Origin of the sequence: Caulobacter sp. B11 (assembly GCF_002737765.1) — a bacterium.
GTDB lineage: Bacteria > Pseudomonadota > Alphaproteobacteria > Caulobacterales > Caulobacteraceae > Caulobacter.
The window spans coordinates 1-14,152 of sequence record NZ_PEGG01000038.1 but is presented as its reverse complement, the minus strand read 5'-3'; the positions used below and the strand labels follow the sequence as shown (position 1 = coordinate 14,152).

The 14,152-nt window shown below is 65.1% G+C and carries 17 protein-coding genes and 1 pseudogene; 10 read left to right on the top strand and 8 right to left on the bottom strand.

All coding sequences use genetic code 11. The features are described 5' to 3' along the window. Positions 1-173: 173 nt before the first annotated feature. The 4 genes and pseudogenes from trbF to CSW58_RS02745 all read left to right on the top strand — a co-directional run bounded on the left by trbF (position 174) and on the right by CSW58_RS02745 (position 3,044). Positions 174-857 (top strand): annotated as a pseudogene (trbF, locus tag CSW58_RS02760) (conjugal transfer protein TrbF). Then, the gene (gene trbG, locus CSW58_RS02755; RefSeq protein WP_099446213.1) at positions 854-1,642 is read left to right on the top strand and encodes a P-type conjugative transfer protein TrbG; all 789 of its coding nucleotides are present in this window, start codon (positions 854-856) and stop codon (positions 1,640-1,642) included. The pseudogene trbF and the gene trbG overlap by 4 nt, the downstream one beginning before the upstream one ends. Then, positions 1,639-2,823: a TrbI/VirB10 family protein gene (locus CSW58_RS02750; protein ID WP_099446212.1), complete on the top strand. Its 1,185-nt coding sequence runs from the start codon at positions 1,639-1,641 to the stop codon at positions 2,821-2,823. The genes trbG and CSW58_RS02750 overlap by 4 nt, the downstream gene beginning before the upstream one ends. Next, positions 2,820-3,044 carry a DUF2274 domain-containing protein gene (locus CSW58_RS02745; RefSeq protein WP_099446211.1) on the top strand — a complete coding sequence of 75 codons (225 nt, stop codon included), beginning with the start codon at positions 2,820-2,822 and terminating at the stop codon, positions 3,042-3,044. Before CSW58_RS02750 ends, CSW58_RS02745 begins: the two co-directional genes overlap by 4 nt. A gap of 5 nt (positions 3,045-3,049) precedes the next feature. On the opposite strand, the gene CSW58_RS02740 is transcribed toward CSW58_RS02745, so the two are convergent. Together CSW58_RS02740 and CSW58_RS02735 are read right to left on the bottom strand one after the other, a co-directional pair. Beyond that, positions 3,050-3,685 (bottom strand): DUF2971 domain-containing protein, encoded by a 636-nt coding sequence (locus CSW58_RS02740; RefSeq protein ID WP_161494547.1) that lies wholly within the window; start codon positions 3,683-3,685, stop codon positions 3,050-3,052. 132 nt (positions 3,686-3,817) lie between these two features. Next, positions 3,818-4,351, bottom strand: coding sequence for a hypothetical protein (locus tag CSW58_RS02735; protein WP_099446209.1), 534 nt, complete (start codon positions 4,349-4,351; stop codon positions 3,818-3,820). Positions 4,352-4,443: 92 nt separating this feature from the next. Here CSW58_RS02735 and CSW58_RS02730 point away from each other — a divergent pair, with 92 nt between their 5' ends. Both CSW58_RS02730 and CSW58_RS02725 read left to right on the top strand, forming a co-directional pair. Then, positions 4,444-5,196, top strand: a complete 753-nt coding sequence (locus CSW58_RS02730) for a hypothetical protein (RefSeq protein WP_143755057.1) — start codon at positions 4,444-4,446, stop codon at positions 5,194-5,196. Beyond that, the gene (locus CSW58_RS02725) at positions 5,193-5,600 is read left to right on the top strand and encodes a hypothetical protein (protein ID WP_161494546.1); all 408 of its coding nucleotides are present in this window, start codon (positions 5,193-5,195) and stop codon (positions 5,598-5,600) included. Before CSW58_RS02730 ends, CSW58_RS02725 begins: the two co-directional genes overlap by 4 nt. A gap of 16 nt (positions 5,601-5,616) precedes the next feature. On the opposite strand, the gene CSW58_RS02720 is transcribed toward CSW58_RS02725, so the two are convergent. Together CSW58_RS02720 and CSW58_RS02715 are read right to left on the bottom strand one after the other, a co-directional pair. Beyond that, complete coding sequence (locus CSW58_RS02720; RefSeq protein ID WP_099446206.1) at positions 5,617-5,952, bottom strand: hypothetical protein; 336 nt, start codon at positions 5,950-5,952, stop codon at positions 5,617-5,619. Continuing rightward, on the bottom strand, positions 5,922-6,824 hold the full coding sequence (locus CSW58_RS02715) for a hypothetical protein (protein WP_161494545.1): 903 nt from the start codon (positions 6,822-6,824) through the stop codon (positions 5,922-5,924). Before CSW58_RS02715 ends, CSW58_RS02720 begins: the two co-directional genes overlap by 31 nt. Positions 6,825-6,970: 146 nt before the next feature. On the opposite strand from CSW58_RS02715, the gene CSW58_RS02710 reads away from it, so the two are divergent. Next, entirely contained in the window at positions 6,971-7,915 is a 945-nt protein-coding gene (locus CSW58_RS02710) for a hypothetical protein (RefSeq protein ID WP_099446204.1), read from the top strand. 31 nt (positions 7,916-7,946) lie between these two features. On the opposite strand, the gene CSW58_RS02705 is transcribed toward CSW58_RS02710, so the two are convergent. After that, positions 7,947-8,816: a hypothetical protein gene (locus CSW58_RS02705; RefSeq protein ID WP_143755055.1), complete on the bottom strand. Its 870-nt coding sequence runs from the start codon at positions 8,814-8,816 to the stop codon at positions 7,947-7,949. Positions 8,817-8,971: 155 nt separating this feature from the next. On the opposite strand from CSW58_RS02705, the gene CSW58_RS02700 reads away from it, so the two are divergent. Continuing rightward, on the top strand, positions 8,972-9,532 hold the full coding sequence (locus CSW58_RS02700; protein WP_236627614.1) for a hypothetical protein: 561 nt from the start codon (positions 8,972-8,974) through the stop codon (positions 9,530-9,532). Positions 9,533-9,561: 29 nt separating this feature from the next. Here CSW58_RS02700 and CSW58_RS02695 read toward each other — a convergent pair whose 3' ends face one another. Continuing rightward, positions 9,562-10,437 carry a hypothetical protein gene (locus CSW58_RS02695; protein WP_099446202.1) on the bottom strand — a complete coding sequence of 292 codons (876 nt, stop codon included), beginning with the start codon at positions 10,435-10,437 and terminating at the stop codon, positions 9,562-9,564. Positions 10,438-10,712: 275 nt separating this feature from the next. Here CSW58_RS02695 and CSW58_RS02690 point away from each other — a divergent pair, with 275 nt between their 5' ends. Beyond that, a complete protein-coding gene (locus CSW58_RS02690) occupies positions 10,713-11,243 on the top strand; it encodes an antirestriction protein ArdA (protein ID WP_099446215.1) in 531 nt (176 codons plus the stop codon). Here the strand turns inward: CSW58_RS02690 and CSW58_RS15595 are convergent. Next, the gene (locus CSW58_RS15595; protein WP_255406524.1) at positions 11,240-11,365 is read right to left on the bottom strand and encodes a hypothetical protein; all 126 of its coding nucleotides are present in this window, start codon (positions 11,363-11,365) and stop codon (positions 11,240-11,242) included. The genes CSW58_RS02690 and CSW58_RS15595 overlap by 4 nt on opposite strands. 32 nt (positions 11,366-11,397) lie before the next feature. Further along, entirely contained in the window at positions 11,398-12,474 is a 1,077-nt protein-coding gene (gene dinB, locus CSW58_RS02685) for a DNA polymerase IV (RefSeq protein ID WP_099446201.1), read from the bottom strand. Between the two features lie 186 nt (positions 12,475-12,660). Between dinB and CSW58_RS02680 the strand changes: the two genes are divergently transcribed. Beyond that, on the top strand, positions 12,661-13,629 hold the full coding sequence (locus CSW58_RS02680; RefSeq protein ID WP_369825058.1) for a glycosyl hydrolase: 969 nt from the start codon (positions 12,661-12,663) through the stop codon (positions 13,627-13,629). Positions 13,630-14,152: the final 523 nt, after the last annotated feature.

Here is a 14,152-nt window from a genome sequence, read left to right as displayed (position 1 = left end):
CGAGGGTGGCGACAGCGGCGGCGGCGAAGGCGGCGCGTCCGCTCCGCCGGCTTGGGCCCGTGACCTCCAGCACAAGCAAGCCCTGGCCCATGGCGTGGGCGTGGCCATCCACGCCGCCGGCAGCGGCGACAGTTCGAGCGGCGGAGCCGCACCCAGCCTGAAGGAGGACTGAAATGAACCCCTTGAAGGGATCGGCGCGCTATGGCGCGACGCCGCAGCCGGAGACCCCCTATCAGCGGGCCGGTCAGGCCTGGGACGAGCGGATGGGCGCGGCCAGGGTCCAGGCGGCCAATTGGCGGCTGATGGCCTTGAGCCTGTTGGCGCTGTCGGGCGGTTGTCGGCGGGCTTGGTTGGTCTCGCCCTGCGCGGCGGGGTCACCCCCTGGGTCGTTGAGGTCGATCGCGTGGCGAACCGCGGGTCGTTGCGCCTGCCGTGCAGGGCGCGCGGGCCACCGATCCGATGATCGCCTGGACCTTGGCGCGCTTCATCACCGACGTACGGGCGGTCTCCACCGACCCGGTGGTCATGCGCCAGGCCTGGCTGCGGCCTATGACTTCACCGACGCGGCCGGCGCGGCGGCGCTCTCCGACTACGCCCGCCGCGATGACCCCTTCGCCCAGGTCGGCCGGGCCCAGGTGGTGGTCACTGTGTCCAGCGTCGTGCGCGCCACCCCTGACAGTTTTCGCGTGGCCTGGACCGAGCAGCGCTATGCCGACGGCCAGCTGGCGGCCACCGAGCGCTGGAGCGCCATCCTGACCGTGGTGGTCAAGCCGCCGCGCACGCCCGAGGGCCTGCGCGCCAACCCGCTGGGCGTCTTCATCTCGGGGATCTCGTGGTCCAAGGAGTTCGGCGCATGACCCGCCTGGTCGCAGCCATGATAGTTGGCCTGTTTCTTCCGGGCGTTTCGGCGGGCCAGCCATCCGGCCAGCTGGCGGTTCCCGGCGGCGCCAAACGTTTCGCCTTTGCCGATGAAGCGGTGTTTGCGGTGATCGCCATGCCTGGTCGGATCACCGACATCATCCTGGAACCTGGCGAGGCCTTGGTCGGATCCGGTCCGGTGGCGGCGGGCGACACCGCCCGCTGGGTGATCGGCGACACCATCAGCGGGGCCGGCGAGCAGCGTCGCGTTCATGTGATGATCAAGCCGACCGCGGCGAACCTGGCCACCAACCTGATCATCAACACCGACCGGCGCACCTATCACCTGGAGCTGCGCGCCTCGTCCCGGACCTGGCTGTCCCAGGTGTCCTGGCGCTACGCGGCGGCTTCCGCGCCGGTGGTGATCCCGGCGCCGTCGGCGCCGATGTCGGTCGCCCCCGTCGCGGACCCGCCGCCCGGGCCGCTGAACCTGGCCTACCGGATCAGCGGCGACCATCCGCTCTGGCGGCCGGCCCGGGTGTTCGACGACGGCCGGCGGGTCTTCATCGAATTTGCGCCGTCCATCGACCTGAGCGACCTGCCGCCGCTCTATCGGGTTGGTCCCGACGGCAAGACCGCCGAGCTGATCAACTACCATGTGGAGGCACGCCGTCTGGTCGTCGATCGCCTGTTCGATCGGGGTGAGCTGCGGCTCGGCGGCAAGCGCCAGGCCCAGGCCGTTCGCCTGACCCGCCTGACCCCGCTGACGGAGGCTTCCCGATGAGCCAGGATCCGCAAGAGGCCGAGAAGGCCATCGCCAAGACCTTGCGGCTGCGCGGAACGCCCGCGCCGGTGGCCCAGGTCTCGCGCCGCGCCCTGCTGGTCGTCAGCGCGGTGCTGATCGTCGGCGTGGCCGGGGCGGTGAGCTGGTCGCTGATGGACAAGCGCAAGCCGGCGGCAGTCGAGGCGACTTATACGCCATCGCCGCCGCCCGAACGCGTCACCGCCTTGCCGCGCGGCTATGTCGGTCCGGCCAGCGTGCCGGCGCTGGGGCCACCGCTGCCGGGCGACCTGGGTCGGCCGATCTTGAGCGCGGCGCGGGCGCGTCAGGCTGGCGATCCGACGGCCTTACCGGTCGGCGGGCTCGAACGCCCCGCCATGGCCCCGGCCGCTTCCGCACCAGTCGATCCGCGGATTGAGGCCGCGCGGGAGGCTCGGCGCGCCGCGATCCAGAGCGGTCTTTTCGTAACAGCCTCGGTCCGGCGTGACACGACGCCGGCATCGGGGCAGGGGAGTGGTTCAGGAGCGCTTGGTCCTTCCAGGATGGCCGACGGCGGGCAAGCGGGCGATCCGCGGACCACCAGCGCCGAGCGGCTGCAAGCGCCGGTCTCGCCCTATATCCTGCAGGCCGGCGCGATCATTCCCGCCGCCCTGGTCACCGGCTTGCGGTCGGACGCGCCGGGCGTCGCCATCGCTCAAGTCACTCAGGACGTGTTCGATAGTCTGGGCGGCGGCGTGCTGCTGATCCCGGCCGGGGCGCGCCTGGTCGGTGACTATGACGCCCAGGTCCAGAGCGGCCAGAGCCGGCTTCGGGTCGTCTGGACGCGGCTGATCCTGCCCTCGGGGCGCTCAATCGTGCTGGACAAGCTGCCCGGCGCCGACGCGCAAGGCATGGCGGGTCTGCAGGACGGCGTCGATCGCCATGGCGGCCGTGTTCTGGCCGCCGCCGGGCTCAGCACCCTGCTGGCCACCGGCGCCGAGGCCGGATCCTCGAGCGAGGAGTCCGACCTAGCCCGCGCCGTGCACCGGGCCGGCGCCGACACCGCCAGTAGTGTCGGTCAGCAGATGGTCGGCAAGAGCCTGGATCTGGCCCCGACCCTGACCATCCGGCCTGGCGCGCCGCTACGGGTGCTGCTGACCCGCGACCTGGTGCTGGAGCCCTATTCAGAAAGGAGCCTGCCGTGAGCGGTTTGAAAATAACGCTGATCGAGGATGATACGCCGATCAAGGTCACGGTCGATCTGCCGGCCAATGTGCATCGGGATCTCCTCGACTATGCCAAAGCCATGCCTGCCCAGGCCGGAGGCAAGCTCGTCGAGCTTCCTAAGCTGATCCCCGAAATGCTTCGACGGTTCATGGCTTCAGATCGCGGCTTCGTCCGCGGCCGGACCGGAAGGCGTGTCTAGCGCCGTCAGTCCTCAGTCAGGATTTGTTCGGCGTCGAACTCCATCCATGGGCTGTAGACTGAACCGTGCCGTGCAACGAAGTCCGTCAGCGCGGCTTGCCAGGTATCGTTGTCGGTTAGGCTGGAGCGCTGAATCGGTAGGTCGCTCCAGCCCTCGATCGCTCTAAGCACAGCTTGAATGCTGTCAAAGAAGGCCTTGTGTACGAAGGGGCTGACAATGACTCGACTGACCATTTCCCGGTGTAGAGGCGCCGACAAAGTGCTTAGCGGCTCGACCGTGTAGCCGAGCAGTCGGAACTCTCGCTCATCGCGGAACCCCTCTCGCTTCAAGAACGGCAGGCGATGAATGTCGTTGGCCTGGAGCGCGCCGATTTGAGTGAGTTGAGTATATTCCATGGGCTTAGCCATGAAATGCGTTCGGCCTCGAAACGCTTGCTCGAAGGCCTCCCGCTTGAAGACGATGCAAACGCCGGCCGCGCCGCCCGCGAAGATTTCCCAATGATGGAAAGTCTCGGCGGCGCGGGTCAGGCACATTGCGCCAACGAAGCCGTAATGCAGCGTTTCCTGGTAGAGCCGCATGGCTCGCCGGTCATTGGCGTCTACCCAATGGGCATATCCACCCAGAGTGATCTGTCGACGCATTAGCGTGTCGATTAGGCTCGGCAAGTTCGTATAGCGGCGAAGGTCTGTGGCGTTTTCCATGGCTGGCGATAGCTTAGACTGCACCATGCGGCCAGGGGCGTGGCTGCGTCCGTCGGGCGTGGCGACGATGCCCTATTTCACGCTGCGCACGGCGTCACGGATGAAATCCGCCCGCCCCCCAAGGCCACAATCCAAAGCAAGCTTGTAGAATTCATCAGGCTCGCGCGCGCCATGCTGCCGCGCTAGGGCGCGTGCGGTCTTACTCAGCACAGGGATGTCGCCGGATGTGACCATGCCGCAGTCCTCCACGGCCTGGCGGAAAGCTAGGATCAGGCCTGCGGACAGGTGCGGACCACAGACGAAATATTGGAAATAGGACAGAAAGCTGGGGTGATAGAAGACGTCCCGGCCACTGGTTCCGTTTTGGCTCCATCGGTCCTGGCGTGAACGCCCTCGGCCACCAGGATTGAACAGCGGGTCGGTGAACCAGTGGACCCGATGCTGCGGGATCGCCATGCGGGCGACGAGCAACTCAAACAGATGCTCCACACGCTCGCCATTCTGGCGATGGGTGTCGTAACGCAGCTTGGCTCCGTCGAATTCGATCTCTTCAAACAGCACTTTTTCTGCGTCCAGGAGGTCGATGTCCGGCGTGGGATGACTCACGGTTGCTCCTGTGGCTGGATCATGGAACCTTCAATTTAGAGTTGTGGGGGTGACATGCACAATCTTATCGGATGGGGCGCGGCGATAGCGATTTGGCGCTGATCGTGTCGACACGTTATTTCAACCACGCGTACTTCGAGGACGGGCTGTACCAGCCAGGTCCATCGACCGTGTCTTTGACGACGATGGAGATTGCCGAGGCGGCTATGCGCGAGATTGTGCAGCTGGATCTATCGGCTTCGCCATTCGACATTTTCATGACCGATCTGCTTGATCCCCACACAAGCAGCTTTCGCTGGATCGCGCAGCTGGGGCAGATCCGCGAGACGCGCACGGCGCTGTCGGGTCTCTTCGGGCGTTTCATCGCTCGGGCGTATTTGACGCGCTACGCGGGCTTCCATCACTTCGAACCCATTCGAGGCGATCTATCAGCACTTAATGCCTGGCCCGACCTGTCGCTCCACCGGGACGGCGTCGGTGATCTCCCTGATTGGATCGTCTCCACCGCGTCGGGATCTGGCACGGTCGCCGTGGCAGAAGCCAAGGGGTCTCATAATGCCGCAGGACCGCGTGCTGCTCTCGACAAGGCGCGCGAGCAGGCCAGGCGCGTGAAAATCATGGCGGGCGCCGACGAACTCGAGGTCAAGCGTTTTGCGATCGCCACCCGTTGGGCCGTCGCCGGGACCCCAAGCTGCAAAGGCCCTATCTTTGGGTCGATGATCCCAGGGACGGGGAGCGCGAGGCGACGCCCAAAGAGCAGACCGCAATGCAGCGTGGTGTTGGGCTTGGCCACTTTGCCGCCCTGGCGCAGGGCTTGGGATATGGACACAGCGCCGAGCTCTTGAATCTGGCCAAGGCCGATCAACCCGGTGGCCTGGACTTGGATAGCGCGGATTTAGCCGTCGTCGATGACGAGGACGGTTCAAGGCTGATGATGGTTGCGGCGATCACTCGGTCGGGGGTGGTTAGGTTGCCTCCCGATGCGACCGAAGACTTCCAAGCGGGCCTTATCTCAGTCTTCGGCGATCAAGCGCTCCTGATGGCGGTTGATGTTCAGTCGGCCTTGGCGGTCGATCGGATGGAGTTTGCGGGGACCGACTTAAAACAAGCGCCACGGCGGGCGGGCGAAGCCGACTTCTGGTCGGCGCGGCGCGCTCGCCCCGACGGTGTCGAAATCTTGCCGCTCAACGCGGTCAAACTCCGGGGGCGCGGCATTCGCGTAGACCTTATCGGTCCGGAGTCGACTTGACGGCCGCGCGGCGAGGTTATCGACGCCGCCCAAACAGGAATTCGGCGTCCTTGAGCCAATCGAGATTGTACTTCGAGCGGGCTCTGGGCGGGAGTTGGGCTGCGGTCTCACCGTGCAGGACGAGACGCTTGAGCCTGCCTGTGAACAGGCGAACGTCAAGGAAGTAGTTTGGGTAGGCGGCGCGAAGATCCTCGACCCTTTCCACCTCGACCATGACGACGTCTGGGCCTTTCTGCTCGGCGGCGAAATAGGCCTTGGCGACGTTGTTGGATGCCGAAAACCGCCTGACGTCGACGGTCTGCCGGGCGTTGTCGAACTGGATCAGGTAGGATTGCCCCCGCTCGCTAGGCATGGACTCGGTTTGCAGCAGGGCGCGATTAAGGCCCTCAAGCGTGCGTACCGCATCAAGCCGATCGGCAATTTCGACGAGCTCCTGGAGTCTGAGATCGGCCTGCCCAGGAACATTGTCGGCGATCGAGCTGCCTTCCTCCAGCGCCAGTTCCGAGCCATCAGGGTGAAAAGTCGCAGCCAATCGGTGGATCCTCGGCCGCTCTTCAACTCCTCGGCGCGCACGAGGCCAACGGCTTCCACCGCCGTGGCCCACGCATGCTGCAAAGTCGTCCGCACCTGCAGTTCGATCAATCGCCCGTCGAATGCCGCATCCTCGTCTTTGCCCTGAAACTCCATCACCAAATGTTGGGAGCGATAGCCGCTAGGCTTGGGCGAACTCGCATAATCGTAGATGCGGCGTACCTTGTGCCGGCTGGCGCCAGCCCGATAGATCTCCATGAGCTGGTCGACTTCAGCTACGCTGCCCACTATGGCGCGGCAGCCGGCAATGTCCTGCATCTGGTGTAGCGTGACGGTGTGGCGCTCCATCTTCCGTCTGATCGATTGCATCCGCTTGAGGCGGCCGGCGACAATTGAGCCGATATCGATACGGCGTGCGCGCAGGCCAAGTTCGAGTCTCACTTTACGCATCGGGATGGCATGGGCTTCGCGCCAGGCATGCGCCGTTCTGAACGCCTCAATGGTTTCATCGCACAGCGATGGACGGCCGCGGATGATCTTGCCCGCTTCCGTGACCACACGTTTTGACAGTTGCGACATCGCCGTGCGCTCCGGACCAAACGAGGTGATTTCATCATTAAAGTCGGATTCGCTCCATGCGGCGTTGCCGATCCGGCCGGCTTGCTGGCTTTGGGATGCGAAATCGGCTAACATCAGTGCGTGGCTCACCCCGCCGCGCCGTCCACATTGGCGAAGCCTTCCGGGCAGGGACATCGATCGAAAAGACCCTCTCACACCCTTTCCAGGTGCTGGCGGGCGCAGTGGACACGCCGTGAAACAGCACCGCGATCGGGTACGACATGACTTTCGTTTTCCAAAACCGTGACCGTGCGAAGAAGGCTGCGCAGCGGATCTCCAAGGCGTTGCCAGGCGTCCGGCTCTCTTCCATACAGGAAGGGCTCGCCCGAGCCCTTGGCTACGCCGATTGGTACGCCTTCGAACGGGCCGAGCAGGGCAGGCCGCCCAGTGCGGTGGATCAAGATCTGCCCGAGGAGGCGTTTCTCGCTCGGGTCGACCGCCAGATCATCGCGCTTTCCACCCATCTCGATGTACCTGACGGCGACGTGCAATACGCGCTGTCGATGGCCCGTCTGACCGGCGATCGGTCCTGGACGCTGGCGGATCATCTGGCGTTGCGCACGGCGGCCTGGCGGCGCGGCACCTTGCTCCAGGCCACGCCGCGCGGTCGTGGGGATCTGGTGAGGATCAAGTCTGCGGGGCGATCGACCGAGTTCGGCTACCTGCTATCTTACGGCTACCGCGGCGCGCGGGTTCTGCTTGAAGACAGCATCCTCCATTGCGCCACGTTCGAAGTGGTCCGGCCGAAGGTTCGTCCGGCCGACTTCATTCCATCACGCTATTGGCGGGCCTATGGCTACTGGACGTTAGAAGACGGCTCCAAGGTACTGTTCAGTCGCGACTATTATCCGCTTTGGCGGATTAGCGCCGATGGTGTGGAGCGCTTGGCCCCCTGGCTCTGGATCGGGCCGCGAAAGGCTGAAACGCACTTCTTCTCCCTCACCGGCGAGCCCAATTGGCTGTGGCCCAAGGCGCGGGCGATGTCCGAAGCGTTTCTCGCCGAGAACAGCGTGCAGGGCCTGCCCATTCTCGCCGATGCGGCGTTACAGCACTTCGACCTGGGTATCGAACGCCCCGAAGACGCCGTGGCGGCGGAACATCGGCGTCGCGGCTCGCCGGACGCCGCGCCTGACTACGCGCGCGTGCGGACCCTCGTCGAAGCCTAGCGGCGGCAAAGCCGTTGAGGGCGTCGGCCCGTCAATCAGCCAGTTGCTTGCGCAGCTGGCTGATCTTTCGCTTCACGCCTAGCTTCGGGTCGGCGAGCAGCGCTTCCTCATAGACGGCGAGAGCCGCCTTGGCCTCGCCCTGCGCTTCGTGGCCTTCGGCCCGGTATCGGAGCAGCCGGGCGCGCGACGAGGAGTGCAGATTCGGCTGCGCCAACGCTCTTTCCAGGCCCGGCGCCATGCGAACCGCCAAAGCGGCGTCGATCCGGCCACCGGCGTCGCGAACGAGCGCTTCCAGCACCATCAGCTGGCCCGTGGCTAGGCCATGATCGAGCCAGGCGGCGCGGTCGACGAAGACGCCATCGAAGCTATAGGCGAACTGCCCTCCGTCGCGCAGGCCGAGGCGAACGATGCGATCGGGGCCCGAAAACGCGTAGTGATCCGCCCACCCGATCTCCGGTGTGAACTTGGCGGCCAAGACGCCCGTGCCAAGGTCAAAGACCATGAGGCGGTTGGCGTCGTCGGTCGGAGCGTTACAGGTGTGGACGGCCGCGAAGCCGCCGTCGGCCGACAGGCCGTTATTGTAGAGATTGGCCGCTACCGGATGGGCCAGAAGCGGCCGTCCGTCGGCGGCGAAGGCGCAAACCTTACCGTGCAGGCTTTGACTAAACAGCCAGTCGTTCAACAGGAAGACGCCATTGTCGGCGACCTTGCCGTCGTTGAGGCGTTGCAGGCCCCCCTCGACTATGACCTGACCGTCATCCAGCAACAGGTAGCGCCCTTCGCCGCTCTCCCGAAAGCCGCCGCGCCCGCCGGCCTGGTCGGCGTCGGACCAAACCAGCATGTAGCGCCCGTTGGGCGATCTGGAGAACTGGCCCATCAGGTCGCGACTGGGAACCAGCACGATCTGGTCGCCGAAATAGGACAGCTCTTCCCGCGGCGGGGGGCGCGTTTCGGAGCGGCGCCAAACAGCTTCTTGAACATCGCTCCGCCCCACGGTCGGCGCCGCGCCGCCCCATCGCAGTATCGCCTCTGCTTTCCGCAAGTCGATGGCTATGCTTGACCATTGCCTACAAGTCCGCCGACGAGATACTCAAGCCCGATAGCCGCTTCGACAACCTCTGTGTCGTCGAGGCCGAGGGCGTGCGCTTCATGACCTTGGCCGACCATCATCGGATGATCGGCGAGGTCGCCCTGAGCGGATCGGCCCCGACGGAAGTGCGCGACGCCTATGACCGTGCCCGCAACGCCATGCTCTACGCCTTCTTCGACTACGACCTGTTGGTGATCGGCGAGGTGCAGGCCTTCGGCGCTTTCGAACTGGCGCTCAAGCATCGCCTCAACGGCCACGGCATGGAGGCCAAGGGCACGCTGCGCAACCTCGTCGATCGGGCGCGCAAGGCTGGCATCTTCCCGAAACTGGCGCCGGACGTCCCCATCTTCGCCGATCGCGTCGAGGCGATGATCATGCTTCGCAACGGCCTGGCGCACGGCAATTCCCAGATCCATTCGCCGGGCATGGCGTTGCAGGTCTTGGAGATCTGCGCCTGGGGCATTGATACAGCGTTCCCGTCGGGCGCGGCCTCAGAGTCCGTCACGGTTTTACCCAAGGCTCCCTAGGTCCCGATTCGCCGCGAGCCGGGCGCTGGTCAGGCGCAAGCCGGACACGTCCGCGTTTGGGTTTTATAGGTGACGTACTGGCGGAACGGGTCCTTCAGGGCTTCGGGATGATAGTGGCCGACGATCATATGCGCCGGCACGTCGGTCCTGAGGATCACGGTAAAGTCCAGCTTGGGCACGAAGGTTGGCGAATTGGCCAGCACTCGAACCCATTCCTGCAGGAGCTTCCGTGCGAATTCGCGTCGCGTGCCCGGCGTGGCGAGGCGGAACGGGAGGTCGAGTTCGACCATGGTCGGCACGCCGCGCCTGCGAAGGGTCGAATGGGCCGAGAAGCCGAGCAGGGCGGTGACCCACTCACTGCCATAGAGCATGTAGTGACCAATCCGATCGAGCTGCGGCTGGTCGTCCGCACAGACGTAAAGTCGGCCGGTGTCGCGCTCACGGGCGTCGAACCGCGCGATCTCCTGTTCTATGGCCGGCCGTAGCCAAGCCAGGTCGTCTTCCTCGGCGACAATGCGACGAACTTCCGCTTCTAGCCACGTTGGGTCGTTCAGGCGGATGCCGTTGCGAAGAAAGACGCCAGCGTCGGCGACACGGCAGCCGTGAAAGGCGCGCAGGGTGGCGGCGTCCAGAGCGTCGGCCAGCCATTCAATCGCCGTGTCGATCTCGATCTTGAGCCTGGGCGCGAGGATGATGTCGAGCCAATCGGAGTCGTCCCAACACAGATCCTGCTCGCCCATACGGCCGAGCCGCGCGAAAGCGCCCTTGCGGAAATAGGGCTGGAGCCACTCGCCCAGCGGCTCGAACCAGGTCGAACGATCCTTCCAATGCACCAGCTTGCCGCGCCAGGGGTTATGGGCAGGGTGGAGCTGGTCAATGTCGGAGGGCGACGAATCCACGGTCATCTTGCGAGCTTAACCGAAGGCGAGCAGATCGGCCTGGGCCAGGTGGGGCACATCTCGCCGTCATGCGGCTCTGCCTGATTTTACGCTGCGGCCTCTCCCGAGGCCGGTGGCTTGGGGCTCTGCCCCCGGCGCGCTTCGGATCGTCTTCCGCCCAGCTTCGGCCGGCTTTGCCGGCCTGCCAGCCGGGTCCCCGCGAAGCCGCCCCTCCGCTTGCACCCCCGGTCTCGCCGACGGGCAAGGGTTCATGCTGAACCCCTGCTTTGAGGATGAAGATCATGGGACAAGCCACTGAAAAGCTGGAACCCCGCATCTATGTCGCCTGCCTGGCGGCCTATAACAACGGGCGCCTGCATGGCGCCTGGATCGATGTGGACGATGACGCCGACGCCGTTCGCGACGCCATCAACCTCATGCTCAAGGCCTCGCCCGTCGCGGGCGCCGAGGAATACGCCATTCACGATCACGAGGGCTTTGGCGGGGTGGAGATCGCCGAATATGCCGGCGTCGACAAGGTGGTGCGGATCGCCAGTTTCCTGCGCGCGCGCAGGAAACTGGGCGCTCTGGTGCTGGAGCATTTTTGCGGGGACCTGGACGCGGCGGCGAGCGCCCTGGACGAGGACTATCGCGGCGCCTTCGAAAGCCTCGCCGACTGCTATCAGGTGATGACCGAAGAGACCCTGACCATCCCGGAGGCCTTGCGCCTCTATATCGATTGGGAGGCCATGGCGCGCGACGCGCGTCTGAACGGCGAGGTCTTCACCGTGGAGACCGCCCACGACGAGGTCCACGTGTTCTGGTCGCGCTAGACGCCGGGCAGGACGACCATCAGCGCCCAGGCGGCCGCGCCGACGATCAGCGCCACGGCGAGCAGGCTGGCCCAACCGGCGGGGGTCAGCAGGCGGGCGGTGGGGCGAAGGCGAGGAGGCATGGCGTGAACCTAAAGCAGGGTGGAACGGCGCGCTAGCCGATCAAAGCCGGTTGGGCCAGGCGCTCTACTGGCGCGGCCTCGAAATTGGACACGGTCACCCCAACCAGGCGGATGCCCTTGGACGATGGCAGGACCGAGCCGATCAGGTCGCGGCCCAGGCGGCGCAGGTGCTCGCGGTCCGACACGGGGCCGGGCGCGGAGCGGCTGCGGGTCGCCTGCTGGAAATCGGCATATTTGATCTTCACCGTCACCGTGCGGCCAAACGCCTGGGCCGTCTCGCACCAGCCCCAGACCTTGTCGGCCAAGGCCAGGACCTCCGCCTCGATAGCGGCCGGATCGGTCAGGTCGGTCTTGAACGTGGTCTCCGAGCCCGAGGACTTGCGCACCCGTTCGCCATTGACCGGGCGATGGTCTTCGCCGCGTGCGATTGCATGGTACCAAGGCCCCGACTTGCCGAAATGCTGCTGCAGGAAGGTCAGCGACTGGCGGTGCAGGTCCTCGCCCGTGTGAACGCCCAGGCGCTTCATCTTGGCTTCGGTCACAGCGCCGACTCCGTAGAAGCGGCCGATCGGCAGGCCCTGGACGAAAGCCTCGCCCTTGCCCGGCGGAACCACGAACTGGCCGTTGGGCTTGCGTTGGTCGGAGGCCAGCTTGGCCAGGAACTTGTTGTAGGAAATCCCCGCCGAGGCCGTCAGGCCCGTGGCCTCCAGGATGCGGGCGCGGATTTCCTTGGCCGTGTCGGTGGCGGTGGCCAGCCGCGCGCGATTGGCGGTGACGTCCAGATAGGCCTCGTCCAGCGACAGCGGCTCGATCAGGTCGGCATAGTCGGCGAAGATCTCATGGATCTGGCGCGAGACGGCCTTGTAGACCTCGAACCTCGGCGGCACGAACACCAGTTGCGGACACTGGCGCAGCGCCGTGGTCGAGGGCATGGCCGAACGCACCCCAAATTGGCGGGCCTCGTAGCTGGCGGCGGCGACCACGCCTCGCCGCGCCCCATGGCCAACGGCGAGCGGGCGGCCCTTCAAGCTGGGATCGTCGCGCTGTTCCACCGACGCATAGAAGGCGTCCATGTCGATATGGATGATCTTGCGCAGGAACTCGGTCATGGCGACTCCGACCCTAGCAGAACAAGAACGTAACGGGAACCGTTCTCCGCCTGAACCAGACGCGGCGCCGTCCGGCGGCCGTCGGATTGACCGGACGAATTGGCGAGTTCTGCTCCACAGCGAGACCGGCGTAGATGGGGTAGGCGGTTGATAGAGTTTTCACGGCGGACGACGCTGACCTCAGCCCTGGCGCTGGCCGCCACGCCCAAAAAATCTTGGGCCGATCCGCTGGCGCGCCGTCTCAGCAATCCCGAAGCCTCAAGCGAGGCTCGTACACTCTATAGTTTTCTCTTGAGCCTGTACGGCCGCAGAACCCTGACCGGTCAGCAGGAAGGCGTTGCCCACGCCACCCCGCTTGAACTCGACTACATCGCCAAGGTGACCGGCCGTCAGCCCGCGATCCTTGGACTCGACTACATTGATCCTCGCGACAACCAGGCGGTCAATGACCGCGCCACCGCTTGGCATCGCTCGGGCGGCATCGTCACCCTGTGCTGGCACTGGGGCGCTCCCGATATCGGCGCGGGCTACGAGAATTCCAAGAAGCACTTCGACCTCCTCGCGGCGCTCAAGCCCGGCACGCCGCAGAACATCACCCTACATCTTGACCTGAGGCAGATCGGCGAATTGCTGGCCGTCCTGCGTGATCGGCGGGTGCCGGTGCTCTGGCGACCACTCCACGAATTTTCAGGCGATTGGTTCTGGTGGGGCAAGCATGGCCCCGACGCCTTCAAGGCGCTTTGGGCGCTCATGTACGACGAGTTCACCCATCACCGTCGGCTGGGCAACCTGATCTGGGTCCTGGGGTGGGCGGGCCAGAATGTCGATCCGGCCTGGTATCCGGGCCGCGAGCGCGTCGATGTCGCTGGAGCCGACATCTATGCGGAGGATCACGGCAACCTCGGCCCGATGTTCGGCAAGGTCAAAGCCATCGTCGGCGACAGCGTGCCGATCTGCCTGCACGAGAACGGCCCTATTCCAGATCCGGCCTTGCTTGGCCCGGAGGCCGATTGGCTTTGGTTCATGACCTGGCATACGCGATGGCTGACGGATCCAACCCAGAATGACGCCGCACGCCTGAACGCCTACTATGGCTCGCGGCGGTATCTGACCAAGGACGAGTTGCCCAAATCGGTCGGTGGACGCCAGGGGTGAGCTTGGAAGGGGCCCGGCCGCCGCAACTGTCCGTCGCGGGAGTTGCCTGAAAATGAGCGCCAATTATCGATTGGAGCTGTCCCAATCGACGCCCGAAAGAAAGATGCAAAAGTCAGCCAATTTGGGCGACTATCACGCGGATTTGATGTTGTGAAAACTGAGTAAAATCAATGATTTAATGAGCGCTGAAATGACGTAATTTTTGACGGCATTTGACGAAATGTATAGTGGAAAAGCCGAGTCAGATCAGTGGTTTGCCGGTCCCGTTGATGATCGAGTGGGAGTAGTCGGCCTCTCGCGGGGCAGGCCCGCGGGGCGATAGGCCGCCGCGGCGGCCGATGCTAGGGAGTAGGGGCAGGCGTCGCATTCGGGGTAGGGCATGTTGCAGCGACTGAGAGATGCGGGCTTGGCGGCTCTTTGCCTGCTGGCCCCTTCCGGCGACGCCGCGGGCGGCCGAGCCTGACGCCGTCCTGCTCAAGGACATCGACCCGCGTCGTCGAGCAGTGGCGGCTGGATTCCCGCG

Coding starts and splice junctions, on each gene's coding strand:
- CSW58_RS15595 (WP_255406524.1), bottom strand. CDS start 11,365: ATGCCTCCTCGCCTTCGCCCCACCGCCCGCCTGCTGACCCCCGCCGGT.
- CSW58_RS02740 (WP_161494547.1), bottom strand. CDS start 3,685: ATGCGTCGACAGATCACTCTGGGTGGATATGCCCATTGGGTAGACGCC.
- dinB (WP_099446201.1), bottom strand. CDS start 12,474: ATGACCGAGTTCCTGCGCAAGATCATCCATATCGACATGGACGCCTTC.
- CSW58_RS02750 (WP_099446212.1), top strand. CDS start 1,639: ATGAGCCAGGATCCGCAAGAGGCCGAGAAGGCCATCGCCAAGACCTTG.
- CSW58_RS02690 (WP_099446215.1), top strand. CDS start 10,713: ATGGGACAAGCCACTGAAAAGCTGGAACCCCGCATCTATGTCGCCTGC.
- CSW58_RS02695 (WP_099446202.1), bottom strand. CDS start 10,437: ATGACCGTGGATTCGTCGCCCTCCGACATTGACCAGCTCCACCCTGCC.
- CSW58_RS02720 (WP_099446206.1), bottom strand. CDS start 5,952: ATGCCTAGCGAGCGGGGGCAATCCTACCTGATCCAGTTCGACAACGCC.
- CSW58_RS02715 (WP_161494545.1), bottom strand. CDS start 6,824: ATGTTAGCCGATTTCGCATCCCAAAGCCAGCAAGCCGGCCGGATCGGC.
- trbG (WP_099446213.1), top strand. CDS start 854: ATGACCCGCCTGGTCGCAGCCATGATAGTTGGCCTGTTTCTTCCGGGC.
- CSW58_RS02710 (WP_099446204.1), top strand. CDS start 6,971: ATGACTTTCGTTTTCCAAAACCGTGACCGTGCGAAGAAGGCTGCGCAG.